The following is a 16,106-nucleotide window of genomic DNA, read 5'->3' as shown; positions in this document are numbered from 1 at the left end:
CTCTCGTCGGTTATGACTCAGTGGCATAAATATGCCTCAGAGTCATAACGCTCTCAGGCCCCATCGCCTCGGGCCCCTGCTGCCGGCTGCCGGACTGGCGGCGTTTAGCGGCGTACCGCCCCGGGAACCGCAATGGGATGGATCAGCAGGACGAGCAGCAGGCGCCCATCTCGCGGATCACCACCGGAATGCCGGTGATCGACTCAGCCGGCACCGAGGTCGGCACGGTGGACCTCGTTCAGCGGGCCGACCCGAACGCGGTGACCGTCCAGGCACCGACCGCCGACCCGGGCAGCAGCCTGGACGAGCTGATCGAGGCCACGGCGGTCGAGGAGCCGGACGTGCCGGCCGATCTGGCGGCGCGGTTGCTGCACAGCGGTTACCTGAAGGTCTCAACCGATCTGACCCGCACCGGCGCGGTCTACGTACCGGCCGACCGGATCGGCGCGGTCGCCGACGGCCGGGTCCTCCTCGCCGTGGGCGTAGCTGACCTACCGCCGGAGGAATAGCCCACCGCAATCCAGAGTGCCACCCCGCGACGCGACACGCCGGGCCGGGCCGGGCCGCGCCGCGCCGGGCCGCGCCGGGCCGGTGATCGGCTCCATGTCGGCGACGTGGCGGTATCCGCCGGCCCGGATACCGCCACGTCGGCGATCTGGAGTGGATCAGCTGGCGGACGCCGTGGTCCTGGCCCGGATCGCCTGGAGCGGACAGCCCTGGTGCGGGTGGCGGAGGTGGGGACCAGGTCAGTGGTGTTGGGGTGTCCGGTCGGTGGGGATGACGCGATCTTCGTGCTCCGGCATTGAGCTTTCGGGCGCGGCGGCCCGGGCGACGGGTGGGCGACGGTGGAAGAGCAGCAGCATCAGGCAGCCGGCGACCAGACCCCAGAACGCGCCGCCCACGCCGATCAGCGTCACCCCGGAGGCGGTCACCACGAAGGTGACCACGGCGGCCTCGCGGGTCGCCGGGTCGGTCACCGCCGAGGCGAGCGCGGTGGCTAGGGCGCCCAGTAGCGCCAGCCCGGCGACCGCCTCGATGAGGATCGGCGGGGCGACGGCGACGAGCGCGGTGGCCACGCCGGCACCCAGACCGAGCAGGGCCAGCCCGACGCCGGCGGTGACCGAGGCGACCCAGCGGCGCTCCGGGTCCGGGTGGGCGTCGGGGCCGGCGGCCAACGCGGCGGTGATCGCCGCGAGGTTCACCGCGTGCCCGCCGGCCGGGGCGGCGAACAGGCTGGCCAGGCCGGTCGCCCGAAGTGCCGCGCCGAACGGCGGCCGGTAGCCGTAGCCGACCAGCACCGCCATGCCGGGCACGTTCTGCGCGGCCATGGTGACCAGGAACAACGGCAGGGCGAGGCCGACCAGCGCGGACGCGTTCCAGGCCGGCGCGGTCAGGGTGACCGAGGGGGCCAGCGCGGCACCGGTCAGGCCGGTCGGCGGCGCGGTCAGCGCGATCGCGATCACCGCCACCAGCAACGCGCCGGGCACCGCCCAGCGGCGGGCGAACCGGTGCAGCAGCAACCAGCCGATCACCACCGGGCCAGCCACCGTGGGCAGCTCGACAAGCGCGCGGACCGGGGCGGTGCACAGTGGCAGCAGCACCCCGGCGAGCATCGCGCCGGCCACCGGCTTGGGGATGGCAGCCACCGCACGGCCGAGTGGCGGGAACAGCCCGGCCGCCACGATCAGCACCCCGGAGACGAGGAAGGCACCCACTGCGACCGGCCACCCGCCCGGCGGTGGCCCGGTCGCCACCAGCAGAGCCGCGCCCGGCGTGGACCAGGCCACGCTCATCGGTATCCGGTGCCGCCAGCCCAACCAGGCGGCGGCGAGCCCGCACGACACGCAGAGGGCGAGCAGGCCGGAGGCGGCCTGCGCGTCCGATGCGCCGGCCGCCCGGAGCCCGGCCAGCACGACGGTGAACGAACTGGCGAAGCCGACCAGGGCGGTCACCGCGCCGGCCAGCACCGGCTGGACGCGTCCGACCATCCCACCCTCCCCGAGTGTTCCGTTTACGGAACGACAGTGTGTAGCACGATAGCCGGGTGCCGCACCCACCACCAGCCCGCCGCCCGGGCCTCGACGTGGATCCCACCGTCGTCGGCCGCCGGGTCCGTGCCCTGCGCGAGGAGCGTGCGATCTCGCTGTCCACACTGGCCCGGCTCGCCGGCATCGGAAAGGCCACCCTCTCCGGCCTGGAGCACGGCACCCGCAACCCGACCCTGGAGACGCTCTGGGCGGTCACCGCACAGCTCGGCGTACCGCTGACCGCCGTGCTGGCCGAGCCAGCCGCCGAGCCCACCGTGCACGGCACCGCGGTCACCGCCACCCTGCTGGAGGTGTTCACCGACACCGACGCGACCTACGAGCTGTACCGGATGCGGGTCACGCCCGGCCCGGGGCAACTCTCCCCCGCCCACCAGCCCGGGGTCACCGAGCACGTCACCGTCTTCGCCGGGGTGCTGCGCGCCGGCCCGGCCGACGCACCGCTGACCGCCCCGGCCGGCGGTCACCTCCGTTGGGTCTCGGACGTGCCGCACTCGTACGCGGCGGTGGGTGACGAGGAGGTCGCCGCCAGCCTGCTACTGCGTTATCCCCGCCACTGAGTACCGGCCGATCGGCCTCGGTTCGCCAGCTCCTACGACGAAGATCGCAATCATTTCTCGACCCTACGCAGTAGGCGTAGAGACGAATGCGGGTTGTTCTTGGCAAGCTTGACCCCATGACGCTGATCCTCCGCTCGGCCATCCTCAACGACATCGGCTTGGTTCGCACCAACAACGAGGACTCCGCCCTCGCCGGTGACCGCCTGATCGCCGTCGCCGACGGCATGGGCGGGCTGCCCGCGGGCGAGGTGGCGAGCGAGATCGTGATCCGGATTCTGGACGAGCTGGCTCCGCCCACCGAGCCCGACAGCGCCGCCGACGCCCTGCGTGCCGTGGTCAGCACCGCCAACCAGCGGATCCACGCCGCCATCACCGTCGACCCGAGCCGCGACGGGATGGGCACCACGCTCACCGCGGCGCTGCTGGCCGGCGAGACGCTGGTGCTGGCCCAGGTCGGCGACTCCCGCTGCTACCTGCTGCGCGACGGGGAGTTGACCCAGCTCACCCGGGACGACACCTTCGTTCAGGCGCTGGTCGACCAGGGCACCCTTTCCCCCGAGCAGGCCCGCCACCACCCGCAGCGGTCTCTCGTGACCCGAGCCGTGCAGGGGGCCGACACCCCACCGGCGGTCGGTGTGCTCACCGTGGGCCCTGGTGACCGACTGCTGCTCTGCAGCGACGGGCTCTCCGACTACGTCGAGGACGACGCCATCGCGGCGGCGCTGGGCATGTACGCCGACCGCCAGCAGTGTGGAGAGCAGTTGGTGAAGCTCGCCCACCACGCCGGTGCACCGGACAACGTGACAGTCGTGGTCTCCGACGTCGTCACCCGCTGACCCGTACGGCCTGCTCGACGGTCCACCGGACCGGCCGGGTGGGTTCCGCCGGGCTCACTATGTAGTTGTGCCATCTAGGTTGCACCGCTAGTGTCCGGCGGGTGGATTCCGACCGCCGTGGGCAGTGGCTGCGAGGGGTGCTCGACATCTGCGTCCTGGCGATGCTGGCCGAGCGCGAGTCCTACGGCTACCAGCTCGCCCAGGCGCTCGACGGGTGGGGCGTCGGGCCGATCCAGGGCGGCACGCTCTATCCCGTGCTGCTGCGCCTGCAGAAGACCGGCCTGGTCACCGCGCAGTGGCGGGAGGGCAGCGGCGGGCCGGCCCGCAAGTACTACCGGCTGACCAATGACGGGTACGCGGCCCTCCGCGAGGGCGGCAGTGCCTGGCTCACCTTCGTCGGCCCGGTGAACGACATCGTCACGAAGGGGGTCGCCCGGTGAACGCCGACGATTGGCTGCGAATCGTCTTCGGTCCACCCCAGCAGTACGCGGGCGCAGTCGTCGAGAGCATCGGCACCGCGCCGGGACCACGCCCCGGGCCGGTCCGGCTGCACGCGGCGGGCGTCACCAAGGTACGGCCGGCGGCCGGTGCTGCGGGACGCGACGTTGACCGTCCGCGCCGGACAGATCGCCGCCGTGGCCGGACGTGCTGCTGCTCGACGAGCCGTACCAGGGTTTTGACCAATTCGGTTGCTGCGATCCGCACGGCAGGTTGAGATGGGCGGATGACCATCCGCCGGGTGACCGCCGACGACCGTCTCACCACCAGCTTCCCGCTGGCCGCGTACGCCTTCGAGTCGTCGCCGCTCGGTGCCGCCCGGACCGAGGAGTTCCGCGACTACCTGCCCTACAACCAGGGCAACCGGACGCTGATCGTCGAGGAGGACGGCACCACGCTGGCCGCCGCCTCGGCGATTCCGATGCGGCAGAATCTGCGCGGGGTGGTGCTGCCGATGGCCGGGGTCGCCGGGGTGGCCACCCATCCGTTGGCCCGCCGGCAGGGGCACGTCCGGACGCTGCTGCACCAACTCCTCGACGAGATGCGCGACGAGGGGCATGCGCTCAGCGCGCTCTACCCGTTCCGGCCGAGCTTCTACGCCCGGTTCGGCTACGTCGGGCTGCCCAAGCCGCGCAAGGTCACCTTCGCCCCGGCCGACCTGGGGTCGCTGCTCCGCGTGGACCTGCCGGGCGAGGTGGGCTGGGAACGCATCGCTGCCGGCTATCCGACGTGGCGCGCGTTCACCGAGCGCAACCTCCAGGAGCGGCACGGCTTCTCCGTCTTCCCGGAGTACCGGGCGGTCGGGATGCGCGACCGCGACGAGTACTGGCTGCTCACCGCCCGCGTCGACGGCGAGGTCACCGGCGCGGTGACGTACCGGATCGACGAGCACGGCGGCACGCTGCACGGCAACGAACTGCTGGTCACCGACCCGCTCGCACGGGCGTTGCTGTTGCAGTTCTTCGCCCGGCACGTCGACCAGATCGCGCGGATCACCGTCCAGGTGCCACCCGACGAGATGCCGGAGCTGTGGTTGACCGACCTGGACGTGCACGTCGAGGCACGGACGGCGGTGCCGGGTTCGTCCGCCCCGATGGCCCGACTGTTGTCGCTGGACGCGTTGAGTGGGCTGCCCGCCGGCCCCGGCCGGGTACGGGTGGAGTTGACCGGGGACCGGTGGCTGGCCGGCGCGCACCTGTTGGACGGCACGACAGGCGCGTTGGAGTTGGTCGCCGACACCGCCGGTCGCGCGCCGACCGCCACGCTCACGGCGGCCGGGCTCTCCGCCCTGGCGTACGGGGTGCTGGACCCGGCCGAGCTGCCGTTGCGCGGGTTGGGCGAGGTGCCGCCGGACGCCGCCGCAGAGCTGCGCAGCATCTTCCCGCGCCGGATGCCGTACCTCTTCGCCGACTTCTGAGTCTTCTCACGGGCGGTTTGCCGCCCCGACCGCGGGTACCGTCCGGTGAATGCCGGAGTGGTTGCAGGCGGGTGGGTGGGGGCTGCTGGCCGGATCGGCTCTGCTGGTCGGGGCGGCAGCCGGCTGGTTCGCCCGGGTGCCGCAGCGCGTCATCGCGTCGATCATGGCTTTCGGGGCGGGGGTGCTGCTCTCCGCCGTGTCGTTCGAGATGATCGCCGAGGCGCACGACGAGGGCGGGATGCTGCCCACCGTGATCGGCGCGGGCGGCGGTGCGGTTGTCTACACCCTGGCGAACCTGGCACTGGCCCGGCACGGCGCGCGGAACCGGAAACGCTCGGGCGCCCAGCCCTCCGAGGGTGAGCAACCCGGCTCGGGGTCGGCGATCGCGGTCGGCGCGCTCCTGGACGGCGTACCGGAATCGGTGGTGATCGGCGCGAGCCTGCTCAGCGGCGGCACGGTCAGCCTGGTCACGGTGGCTGCGGTCTTCCTGAGCAACGTTCCGGAGGGCCTGTCCAGCGCGGCCGGCATGCGCCAGGCCGGCCGGTCCCGGCGGTTCGTCTTTCTGCTCTGGCTCGGGATCGCGCTGATCAGTGGGGTGGCGGCGCTGCTCGGCAACTCGTTGCTGGGCGGTGCCCCGCCGCAGGTGCTGGCCGGAATCACGGCGCTGGCCGCCGGCGCGATCCTCGCGATGATCACCGACACCATGGTTCCCGAGGCGTTCGAGAACGCGCACCTGCTGGTCGGTCTCATCACTGTCGCCGGCTTCCTGGCCGCCTTCGCCCTGTCCCACGCCTGAGTGCCCCGCCCAGCCTTAACCAGGGGTTAAGCCCGCACGGCGAATTCGTCGTGACGCCGTCAGGGCTCCTAGCATCACGGGGTGCGCATGACGTCGCTTGCTGCTCTGCTCGTCCTCGGTGTCGCCGCGGCGACCCTGCCCGCCTGCGCGTCCGACGATCCGGCTCCCGCCTTCCAGCCCGGCTCGTCCGCCACGCCGGAGGCTCTGCCGACGGGCAACCAGGGCGAAGCGCCGACGGGCCGCGACGGTCTCGGTGGCCCAGGTGCCAGCAAGAGCCCGAAGCCCGCCGACAAGGTGCTCGCGGCCGGCAACCCGAACGGCAAGGCCACCGTGCCGGCCGAGGCACGGGCGGTGGACACCTCGAAGCCGACCCGGACCATCGGCACCGGCACGCCGGCGAGCTGCACCTCCGCGGCAGTCGTGAAGGCCGTCGCGGCCGGCGGTGTCATCACGTTCAACTGTGGACCGGCCCCGGTGACGATCAAGATGGCGGCCACCGCGAAGGTCCGCAACGCCAACGGGCCGAAGGTCGTGCTGGACGGCGGCGGCAAGGTCACGCTGAGCGGTCAGGGACAACGCCGCATCCTCTACATGAACACCTGCGACGAGGCCCAGGGCTGGACCACCTCGCACTGCCAGAACCAGGACCACCCGCAGCTCACCGTGCAGAACCTGACCTTCGCCGACGGCAACTCCACAGGCGACGAGGCCGAGGGCGGCGGCGGTGGGGCGATCTTCGTCCGCGGTGGGCGGTTCAAGGTGGTCAACTCGCGCTTCGTCCGCAACCGCTGCGACCGCACCGGTCCCGACCTGGGCGGCGCGGCCATCCGGGTGCTGAGCCAGCACGACAACAAGCCGGTGTACGTCGTGAGCAGCACCTTCGGCGGCGCTTCCGGCCAGGGTGGCTCCTGCTCGAACGGAGGCGCGCTGAGCAGCATCGGCGTCTCCTGGGTGGTGCTCAACAGCGTGCTCAGCCACAACGAGGCGATCGGCAACGGCGCCAACCCGGCCAAGTCCGGCACGCCCGGCGGCGGCAGCGGTGGTGCCATCTACTGCGACGGCAACGAGTTCACCGTACGGATCGCCGGCACGATCATCGAGAACAACAAGGCCAACGAGGGCGGCGGCGCGGTCTTCTTCGTGAGCAACAACCGCACCGGCACGATGAAGATCGAAAACTCGACTCTGCGCCGCAATCCCAGCGGCAAGTTCGAGACCAGCGGCTTCCCCGGCATCTTCTTTCTCGGCGCCCGCAACCCCACGGTCACCAATTCCAAGCTGAGCTGACGCAGGCGTACTCAGTAGGGGTTTCCCTGGCCTGGGGGGCGGGACTGGAGGAGGGCCGCCGGGCGGCCGGGCAGGTCGCGTGCACCGGACAGCGGTGGGCTTCCCGCGTGGTCGCCGCCGGCCATACCGTCGAAGAGCTCCTTGAGCGCGGCGAGAGCGCTGATCTTGGGGTGCCAACCCAGCTCGGTCTCCGCCCGCTCGCTGGACAGCAGCGGGGCGTTCAGAGCCAGCTCCACCCAGCCCGCGTCGACCGGTTGCAACCGTGCCCGCCAGGTCAGCGCCGCCGCCACCCGCAGCACCGGCGCGGCGACCGGCACCGTCCAGCCGTGGAAGTGCCGAGCCACCAGCTCCGGGGTGAGCACCGGGTCCGCGGCGACGTTGAAAGCACCGCGCACCTCACGCAACACCGCCCGGGTGTACGCGTCAGCCACGTCGTCGGCGTGCACCGCCTGCATCCGCAACCGGCGGTTCGTCGGCACCAGCGGGATCCGACCGAAGCGCAGCAGCCGCACCGGCGCCAGCGGACCGAGAAAGTAGCGGGTGATCTCCACACCGGCGGCCCGCTGAAAGATCAACCCAGGGCGCATCCGCACCACCCGCAGCGTCGGATGATCCCGCTCGACCTCGTCCAGCAGCGCCTCCACCTCCGCTTTGTGCTCGCTGTACGACGAACCGGACACACCGGTCGCCGGCCACCGCTCGCTGACCGGGTGGTCCTTCGGACCGGGCGCGTAGGCGCCGACCGACGAGGCGTACACCAGCGCCGGCACACCGGCCCGGATCACCGCGTCGAACACCGCCCGACTGCCCTCGACGTTGGTCCGACGCAACACCCGCTGATCGTGGCTGGGCTGGATCTGCCAGGCCAGGTGCACCACCGCGTCCGCACCCGCGAACATCTCGGTGAGCTGCCCCGCCGCGCCCGGCGCGCCAATGTCGCAGGAGTGCCACTCCACCTGGTCGTACGGCTCACCGGCATTCGGCCCGGGCAACCGCCGGGCCACTCCGGCCAGTTCCACGCCCCGCTCCCGGCGCAGTCGCCGCAGCAACGCCGTACCGACATTGCCGCTCGCCCCCACCACCACGATCCGCATGCTCGACCCCGTACCCGCCCAGCAGCAGCTCAACCACCCACCTAGCCTGCGCCGCGCCCACGGCCCGGCCCTGCTCGCGGCACGCGGACCCCTCGCCCCACCCGGGCCTCGCGGCACGCAGGCCTCGCGGCACGGGCCTGGCCGCACGCGGACCTCGCGGCACGCGGACCTCGCGGCCCTCGCGGCTTGATCCACTCCATATCGCCGACATGGGGCTATCCAGCGCTCCGGATACCGCCGGCTCGCCGATCTGGTGATGATCACGGGCGTAGCGGCCGCGGAGGTTTGCGGGAGGGTCAGGCCTCGGCTGTCGCCTCCGGCCGGTGTCCGCAGGTCGGGCAGGGCTGTCGAGTACGCGCGTCGCCGGACGGTCCGGTGTCGTGCGGCCTGACCGGCGAGGGCAACTGTCAGCGTGGTCCCTGGGGGGCTGCGGCCTGCGGCGTGGGGGCGGCGGCGGGTAGGAAGGGTGTGAGCAGGACGGCAAGGACGATGACTGCCGCGTTGCACCACAGCGCCGTTCCTGCGGCGTCCGGGAAGTTCCGGGGCTCGAGCAGCGAGAAGAAGATGGCACCGACGATGGCGACACCGACGGCCGCGCCCAGTTGCAGCACGGCGTTGGTCACGCCGGAGCCAGCGCCGGCGTTGCGCGGCGGAACATCGGCGAGCACGACGGTTGTCACGATGGAGACGCACAGGCCCATGCCCAGGCCCATCACCAGGATCGGTGCGGCGAGCTGCCAGAAGGTGACGGTCATGCCCTCGCGGGTGAACATGAGAATGAGCAGGGTCATGCCGGTGGCCATGACGGTCAGCCCGATCTGGATGAGCCTGCGGCCATGGGTCGTGGCGAACCGCTGGGCCACACCGGTCGTGAGGAAGATGCCGACTGGGAAGCCGAGGCCGGTCAGGGCGGTACGCATCGGGCTCCATCGGTAGCCGGTCAGCAGCGTGTAGTTGAGCACCAGGAACAGCGACGCCAGCGCGGAGAAGACGATCAGAAGCAAGATCAGGCCGACCACGAAGGAGCGCTGCCGCAGCAGGTCCGGCGGGACCAGAGCGGAGGCGTCGCGGCTGTCCCGCCGCCGTTCCACCACGCCGAACGCCCAGAGCAGCGGTACCGCGGCGACCAGCAGCACGATCATGCCGATCGGCCAGCCCGCCTCCCGTCCCTGGATCACCGGGAACATCAGGGCGAACGAGGCGAGGCTGATCAGCACGATGCCGGCCACGTCGACGCGCAGCGGCGTCTCCGAGCGCGACTCCGGCAGCCAACGCAGCGCGCCGAGCAGCGCGAGGACGCCGACCGGCACGTTGACGTAGAAGATCGCCCGCCAACCCAGGTCGAAGAGGCTGTACTCGGTGAACAGTGCCCCGAGCAGCGGGCCGCTGACGTTGGCGAGGCTGAGCGTGACGCCGTACAGGGCGAAGGCCCTGGCCCGTTCGGCGTTCTGGAACAGGATGACCACCACGGACATCACCTGCGGGACCATCAGGCCGGCGGCGACGCCTTGGATCAGGCGTGCGCCGATGAGGACCGGGGCGGTCGCAGCGGCCCCACAGGCGATCGAGGCGACGGTGAACGCCGCGATGCCGATCAGGAAGACCCGGCGCCGGCCGTAGATGTCGCCGAGGCGGCCGCCCGGGATCAGGACCAGGGCGAACGTGACCGAGTAGCCGACCAGGACCCACTGCGCGTCGGCGTAGCCGGCGCCCAGGTCGGCTTGGATCCGCGGCAGGGCGATGCTGACGATCGTGCCGTCGACCAGGTCCATGAAGGCGGCGGTGAGTACGACGGCGAAGGCCAGCCACGGGCGGGTGTCACTCCGCTGGGGCGCGACGTCGGTCATCATGTCAGTCCTCCGACTTCTGCTACGGTCGGAGCAGCTGCACGAGATGGAGCTTCTCGCGCGGCGATCTGCTCGGTTTTAGATTCTCTCTAATTCCGAGACTTTATGGGGAGGGCTGCCGGGTGTCAACGTCGTTGTCACGGGTGTCGCTGGTCGCCGACCTGTACCACCTGGAGCGCGCGTCCGCCCAAGCCGCGGTCCTGTTCCATGGCGCCCTCGCCGCGCGGGCCAGCATCACCATGACCGACATCAGCTGCCTCGGCGTGCTCGACAAGGACGGGCCCATGCCCGCAGGCCGCCTCGCCCGGCAGATCGGCCTCACCCGCGGCGGCGCCATCACCGCAATGCTGGACCGGCTGGAGCAGGCCGGTTTCCTACGCCGGCAGCGCGATCCCGGCGATCGGCGGAAAGTGACAATCGAGCTGGTGCGCGGCGAGGCGTACGAGCGCCTGCAACAGACCCTCGACGAGTTCAGCCGCGACTACCTCGCCCTCATCGAGGAGTACTCCGACGAGCAGCTGCGTCTGCTCACCGAGTTCTCCCGCCGTTCCACTGCGATCCTCGACCGGCACACCGCCACGTTGCAGGGTGCCGAGCAGCTACCGGCATGACGACTGGCCCGCCACCGGCGTAGATCAGCATCGCTCGTCTGGACCGGGGCGGACATCAACCCGGGCGCGGGTGGTCGGGTAACCTGAGCGCGCGGGCCGCTAGCTCAATGGCAGAGCTGTGGACTTTTAATCCATAGGTTCAGGGTTCGAGTCCCTGGCGGCCCACTCTTCCGCAGGTCAGCGGCCCTTTGCGGGGCCGCTGTTGCCGTAATTCGGGCCGGTACAGCAGCGAAGTACAGCAGTAGCGCGTTACCGGTCCAGTGCGCTGCCGAGTCGCTTGAGCGCGTCGCGGGTCGCCGCCGAGGAGACGACCGTGTAGATCTCCATGGTGATGGCGAACTGAGCGTGCCGGAGGGTCTGCATCGCCACCCGAGGGTGGACGTCCAGGTCGGCCAGGAGCGAGGCGCAGGTACGCCGGGCGTCCCGCACGGTGATCCGCCGGACCCCGGCCGCGCCGCAGCGGCGGTCCCAGAAGCGGTTGAAGTTGCGTGGCTCGACCGGCCGGCCGTAGCGGGTGGTGAAAATGAGGTCCGACGGCTGCCAGGCGGGGCCGGCGGCGTCCCGAGCGGCAGTCTGCGCGACACGGCGACGGCTGAGGGCCACGGTGCAGATGTCCGGCAGCGGCAGGCTGGCGTCCGATGCGGCGGTCTTCGTCTCCCGGTGCAGCAGTTCGGCACCGACCCGCTGGAGCTGCCGGTCGATGGTCAGCTCCCCCGCGTCGAGGTCGATGTCGGCCCAGGTGAGCCCCAGCATCTCGCCCTTGCGCAGACCGAGCACCAGGACCAGGACGTACGCGGCGTAGAGCGGGTCGTCGTCGGCGCGGGCCGACTCCAGGAAGCGCCGCGCCTCGTCGCTCGTCCACGCCTTCCGCTTGCGCTTCCGTACCAGCGGCAGCTTCACCAGGGACGCGACGTTCCGGGAAATCAGCCCTTCGGTAATCGCATGGGACAGCAGCGTCCTGAGCACGGTCCGCAGATGGGTGACGCTGGTTGCCGAAGGCAGATCCCGGCAGCAGCGGCCGAGGGCACAGCAGCGGCGCTGGGCGGGCTTGCGCCGCTCGTCCTTGCCCTGGGCGCAGCACTGGCAGGTCCGCCCCACCTCGTTGATCCAGGTCTGCACGTCGCTGACCCGGAGCTTGTCGAGCCGCTTCCGGCCCAGCCCTGGCACGAGGTAGAGCCGGACTACCACCTCGTAGGTGACGTAGCTGCCCGGGGCGAGGTTCGGCTTGACGATCTCGCGCAGCCAGTAGCCGGAGTATTCCCCTACCGTCGGGGAGCGCGTCGCCACTGGGCCGGCCTTTGCCTGCCCGTGCAGCTTGATCCACTTGTCGTGGACCTCCTCGCGGGTCTTGCCATAGACCCACTTCCGGCCCCGCTTCCCGTCGGGCTTCTCGACCCAGACGTACGCGGCAAAGCCATTCCGGTACGGGAAGATCGACCCTTCGCCGTTGGCGCGAGCACGTCCGGGCATCAGGCGGCCTCCTGACGCTCGACCTGCTCGCGGATGTAGTCGTCGACCCATTCGGGGAGGATGCGGCGGTACTTGCCGTCCTTGATGGAGCGCAGCTCGCCGGTGGCGATCTTCATCTTGACCTTGGAGATCCCGAAGCCGAGCAGCACGGCGACTTCTGCCGGCGAGTACCAGCGGGGGCGGAGGTCCTGGTTCATGCGGCGGCTCCGAAAAGCCAGGCCTCGTGGGCAAGTTCTTCCCGGCCGACACGGCTGCTCTCCCGTCGCTGTCTCGCGGCGGTGTTGACGAGCAGGGCGTCGTGGTCGTGCCACTTCCCGCCGATGGATCATGTCCTTTCACGCTCGTGGACTTGGCAATTGGGGCCGGCACGGGTGGGGAGCCTGGGATATCGGCATCCGGCGGGTTGCCGCAGGCTGCCCCCACCCGTGGAGCAGTGCGAATCCGGGCCATCGTGGACGGCAGGCAAGACCGTGCTGGGCTGGTAAGCGGATTCAGGGGACCGGCATAGCGGCCGGTGCGATCGAGAGCCGGTGGGACGTGGCCCGCATCAGCGACAGGAAGGCCGCTCAGCATCTCCGACGTCGAGTCCAGCGATCCGGCAGGAAGGCCGCGCTGGCGTGCTCGACGAGCGCCAGAGTAGCACCGAGTACCGACACGTCAACCCGCCGTGATCCCTCGCCGAGGCGGGACGGCCGGTGTGGGAGGACTTTCTGTACGTCTGTCAAGGCGGCCCTTGACGGGCCGTACGCGCCGCCGCCTGGGCGCGCGCCGGCCCCTGCCGCTGTCGCTCTGCGGCCGTCACGCCTGACGCCCGGCGACTGGCGCGGACAGCGGGAAGCCCGGAGGGCTGCCGCGCGACGACAGGGCGTGGGTAACCAGCTGGTGGGCCGGCAGCCAGCCGGGGCGCGGCGGCCGTCGCACCGCCGCGTCGTTGGGCGAGTCACGGCCGGTCGTGGTGGGGATGCGGCGCGGAGTGTGCGGGTTCGCCCCTCCAAGGTCAAGGGCGCTTCGCGTCGCTGCGCGACGGCCCTACGGGCCGCCCTTTACCCCGGAGCCTCTGCGACCCCTCGGGCCGGCGTTGCCGGCAGGCCAGGGGCCTGCCCGGGGTACACGCGCCGCATCCCCACCACGGCCTAGTCGGTCAGCTGACAACCGGCCGCCGTAGCTCCTCAGTGGATTGTTCCCGTAGGGTGTTGCCACTGTTGCCACTGTTGCCACTGAAAGGCAGGGAAGGGAACCACTCGTGACGTTGGTGCAATTTAGAGAGTATCGCGATTATGCTCAGAATCGGCAAGAGGCGAACAACGCCATCATGGCATTGCTCGCCGGCTCCCAACTCGCGAATCACGTTCTACATCTAACTCACGGCTCGGAAATGCAGCTCTCTCAAATTTTTCCAGCCGTACCTCACATCAAAAGGTTCAACCTCCGCACGGACCGAGCCCAGCAATTCCTCGGCGAGGCCGAGGAGCACCTCTGCGCAATGGCGGTACCTTACATACTAGCCATTCATGAAGATCTGCTAATGACGACGTTGAAGATGCTTGCTCGCGACGGCCACATGACCATGCGTCGCGCCGACGACGCCAAGTCTCACAACATGCATTCAACGTTCGAGAGCGTTACAGGCCACACCCTTCCAGCAGCGTCAGTAAAACAGTTCCACCTGCTTCGGTTCATGCGAAATTGCCTCATCCACGCTGCGGGCACTGCAAACCAAGCGCTAGTTGGTCATATTGCATCTCTCGATGCGCCTACGATCCAAGGCTGGGAGACCCTTACCGGTCATCCGCTCATGGGGTCAGTCACGGTCGGCCGAAAGGTGTCATTTAAACAGGGTGACCTGATCGCCAGCCTAGCAGTTACCAAGAGAATAGCCGAGGAATGCAATTCGGCCCTTGTCGGCAAGATTAGCCGACAGACGTGGGCAGACTACGTTCTCAGAGAATTCCAGGCTGACGGCGGAAACAGTCAGGCTAACGATCGCCTTCGGAAGGTTAAAGGGATTGCGCGCTTCTACTACCGGGCGCTGCAGTTGACGGAGCAAGAACTCCAAGACGCCATCGCTAGAGCGTGACGGGAATTAAAAGAAGGGGCTTTACCAATTAAGCTACGGCTAGGCCGCCAGGACTCGAACCTGGATCTCCCTTTTCCGTGGCAACGCCTGGTCGCGAACCATCGGGACCTACATCCCGCGCACCTGAAGAGAGCGTACCACACGGCCGCTCCCCATCCCGGAACGCAGGCCCCGCCCACGCGTTCGACCTGTTCGTGGATGTAGTCGTCGACCCATCGGGGAGGACGCGGCGGTACTTGCCGTCCTTGATGGAGCGCAGCTCGCCGGTGGCGATCTTCATCTTGACCTTGGAGATGCTGAAGCCGAGCAGGACGGCGACCTCGGCGGGGGAGATTCAGCTGAGGGCGAGGGCTGCGGCCAGCCTGAGGCACGTACCGTCAGGCGGACAGCCGTCGACCGGCTTCGAGTTTCCCGCCATCATGGACGGATGAATGTTGGCCGCGTTGGCCCTCGGATGCTCCTGCCGGCTGGATAGCCCACAAAGCAGCGGTAGCCGATGAGCCTTCCACAGTCCAACGTGGTCTGCGTCGAAGATCCTCAACGTGAGAGCTGCCTTGATTGAGAGTGGTAGACGGTGAGTAACCTAGCAGTAAAGTGGCATAGCATTATTTCAGAGACTCAGTTCTCCCTCCATCAGACGGTGGACGGCATTCGGACGCTTGCCTATGTGACGGACCCTGAGCAACTCCTCTTTTCCGACGGTGGACTCGAACTGCGGTATAAGCTCCACAATGGGCTTCTTGGCTTCACTACCGGTCTGGAAAGGTTGGCTAAGCTGACCGTGTCGGCCAACCACTTTAGGCTTCATGGCGAGTATCCGAAAGTTTCGAAATACAGCCATGCTGTGACGCGATTGCTCGATGCGGTCGAGGATCTGGATATCTCAAGCATCCCAGACGGGCCAGGGCTAGCTGGGAAATATGTCCAGGCTGGCCGTCCAGACGTGCCGGCCACGCTCGTTCCGCTGCTTGAAAAATATGCGAAGGGTGGAGGGCGGTACGAGTACCTCGACAGCCTTTCCGGTAGTGACGTCGAGCCAGGGCTGTACAGAGATTGGATAGCCCTGGCCGGAGGGTGCGAAGAGCCCGATTGGCTTGGTCCTTACCTGGCCTTGACTTCGTACATACCGCACGCCCTCTACAAAGTCGCGCATGCGGCAGAGGCGCAACGGGGATGGAATGCCGAGATCCTGCTGCAGCCCTACATCGATCAGTTCGACGTACCCCTGCATCCTAAATCAGTGGCGATGGCTCTCCACTGCTTTCGCCTCGCCAGGTGGGTAACCGCTTTCTTGTCCGTGATATCGAACGAACTCTTCTATCCGAGCTCTGGCGTGCGGGGCAAGACTCCGACCTTTCCCTATCTATGCGAGGTTGTAGACTCGACGCTGCTGCATTCTGCGGAAAACTACTTCGGTTTCTTCGTCCTGCGACTGGATGATCCCACTGCAGTGCGCGAAGCTTTGGAAGGGCTTGTCGAACCAGGGGACTGGTATGATGAAGACGATGACGAGTAACCTATGACGCCCTCTTTAAAGGTGAGCGTGTGCGCCGGGCCCGTTGCCACCG

General features: G+C 69.2%; 15 protein-coding genes, 1 tRNA gene and 1 pseudogene. 11 read left to right on the top strand and 6 right to left on the bottom strand.

The genetic code is table 11. The annotated features are described in order from the left end of the window. Window positions 1–137: 137 nt before the first annotated feature. Window positions 138–509, top strand: coding sequence for a hypothetical protein (locus JOD64_RS15760; RefSeq protein WP_204942921.1), 372 nt, complete (start codon window positions 138–140; stop codon window positions 507–509). A 237-nt stretch (window positions 510–746) separates the two neighbouring features. On the opposite strand, the gene JOD64_RS15755 is transcribed toward JOD64_RS15760, so the two are convergent. Beyond that, window positions 747–1,988: a benzoate/H(+) symporter BenE family transporter gene (locus JOD64_RS15755; protein WP_239559533.1), complete on the bottom strand. Its 1,242-nt coding sequence runs from the start codon at window positions 1,986–1,988 to the stop codon at window positions 747–749. Between the two features lie 56 nt (window positions 1,989–2,044). On the opposite strand from JOD64_RS15755, the gene JOD64_RS33500 reads away from it, so the two are divergent. From JOD64_RS33500 to JOD64_RS15725, 6 genes are all read left to right on the top strand, one after another. Beyond that, entirely contained in the window at window positions 2,045–2,605 is a 561-nt protein-coding gene (locus JOD64_RS33500; protein ID WP_307813426.1) for a helix-turn-helix domain-containing protein, read from the top strand. A gap of 116 nt (window positions 2,606–2,721) precedes the next feature. Next, on the top strand, window positions 2,722–3,441 hold the full coding sequence (locus JOD64_RS15745; protein ID WP_204942920.1) for a PP2C family protein-serine/threonine phosphatase: 720 nt from the start codon (window positions 2,722–2,724) through the stop codon (window positions 3,439–3,441). A gap of 101 nt (window positions 3,442–3,542) precedes the next feature. Then, window positions 3,543–3,881 carry a PadR family transcriptional regulator gene (locus tag JOD64_RS15740; RefSeq protein WP_204942919.1) on the top strand — a complete coding sequence of 113 codons (339 nt, stop codon included), beginning with the start codon at window positions 3,543–3,545 and terminating at the stop codon, window positions 3,879–3,881. A 284-nt stretch (window positions 3,882–4,165) separates the two neighbouring features. Next, entirely contained in the window at window positions 4,166–5,356 is a 1,191-nt protein-coding gene (locus tag JOD64_RS15735) for a GNAT family N-acetyltransferase (protein WP_204942918.1), read from the top strand. Window positions 5,357–5,405: 49 nt separating this feature from the next. Beyond that, window positions 5,406–6,152: a ZIP family metal transporter gene (locus JOD64_RS15730; RefSeq protein ID WP_204942917.1), complete on the top strand. Its 747-nt coding sequence runs from the start codon at window positions 5,406–5,408 to the stop codon at window positions 6,150–6,152. Window positions 6,153–6,239: 87 nt separating this feature from the next. Beyond that, a complete protein-coding gene (locus tag JOD64_RS15725; protein WP_204946075.1) occupies window positions 6,240–7,439 on the top strand; it encodes a hypothetical protein in 1,200 nt (399 codons plus the stop codon). 11 nt (window positions 7,440–7,450) lie between these two features. On the opposite strand, the gene JOD64_RS15720 is transcribed toward JOD64_RS15725, so the two are convergent. Both JOD64_RS15720 and JOD64_RS15715 read right to left on the bottom strand, forming a co-directional pair. After that, on the bottom strand, window positions 7,451–8,533 hold the full coding sequence (locus JOD64_RS15720) for an NAD-dependent epimerase/dehydratase family protein (protein WP_204942916.1): 1,083 nt from the start codon (window positions 8,531–8,533) through the stop codon (window positions 7,451–7,453). Window positions 8,534–8,940: 407 nt separating this feature from the next. Continuing rightward, window positions 8,941–10,380, bottom strand: coding sequence for an MFS transporter (locus tag JOD64_RS15715; protein ID WP_204942915.1), 1,440 nt, complete (start codon window positions 10,378–10,380; stop codon window positions 8,941–8,943). A 122-nt stretch (window positions 10,381–10,502) separates the two neighbouring features. Here JOD64_RS15715 and JOD64_RS15710 point away from each other — a divergent pair, with 122 nt between their 5' ends. Together JOD64_RS15710 and JOD64_RS15705 are read left to right on the top strand one after the other, a co-directional pair. Continuing rightward, complete coding sequence (locus JOD64_RS15710; RefSeq protein ID WP_204942914.1) at window positions 10,503–10,991, top strand: MarR family transcriptional regulator; 489 nt, start codon at window positions 10,503–10,505, stop codon at window positions 10,989–10,991. A gap of 93 nt (window positions 10,992–11,084) precedes the next feature. Next, window positions 11,085–11,156, top strand: a tRNA-Lys gene (locus JOD64_RS15705). 84 nt (window positions 11,157–11,240) lie between these two features. Here the strand turns inward: JOD64_RS15705 and JOD64_RS15700 are convergent. Next, window positions 11,241–12,461, bottom strand: a complete 1,221-nt coding sequence (locus tag JOD64_RS15700) for a tyrosine-type recombinase/integrase (protein ID WP_204942913.1) — start codon at window positions 12,459–12,461, stop codon at window positions 11,241–11,243. Further along, window positions 12,461–12,658 carry an excisionase family DNA-binding protein gene (locus tag JOD64_RS15695; protein ID WP_110562740.1) on the bottom strand — a complete coding sequence of 66 codons (198 nt, stop codon included), beginning with the start codon at window positions 12,656–12,658 and terminating at the stop codon, window positions 12,461–12,463. Before JOD64_RS15695 ends, JOD64_RS15700 begins: the two co-directional genes overlap by 1 nt. A 1,046-nt stretch (window positions 12,659–13,704) precedes the next feature. Between JOD64_RS15695 and JOD64_RS15690 the strand changes: the two genes are divergently transcribed. After that, window positions 13,705–14,538 carry a hypothetical protein gene (locus JOD64_RS15690; RefSeq protein ID WP_204942912.1) on the top strand — a complete coding sequence of 278 codons (834 nt, stop codon included), beginning with the start codon at window positions 13,705–13,707 and terminating at the stop codon, window positions 14,536–14,538. Window positions 14,539–14,717: 179 nt separating this feature from the next. Here JOD64_RS15690 and JOD64_RS33790 read toward each other — a convergent pair. Then, window positions 14,718–14,872, bottom strand: a pseudogene (locus JOD64_RS33790) (excisionase family DNA-binding protein); the annotation flags it as partial. 306 nt (window positions 14,873–15,178) lie between these two features. Between JOD64_RS33790 and JOD64_RS15685 the strand changes: the two are divergent. Then, window positions 15,179–16,054 carry a hypothetical protein gene (locus JOD64_RS15685; protein ID WP_204942911.1) on the top strand — a complete coding sequence of 292 codons (876 nt, stop codon included), beginning with the start codon at window positions 15,179–15,181 and terminating at the stop codon, window positions 16,052–16,054. The last annotated feature ends 52 nt before the right edge of the window (window positions 16,055–16,106 follow it).

Source organism: Micromonospora luteifusca (genome assembly GCF_016907275.1).
Lineage (GTDB): Bacteria > Actinomycetota > Actinomycetes > Mycobacteriales > Micromonosporaceae > Micromonospora > Micromonospora luteifusca.
The sequence above is the reverse complement of the archived record's forward strand: the minus strand, read 5'-3'. Positions and strand labels throughout refer to the sequence as shown.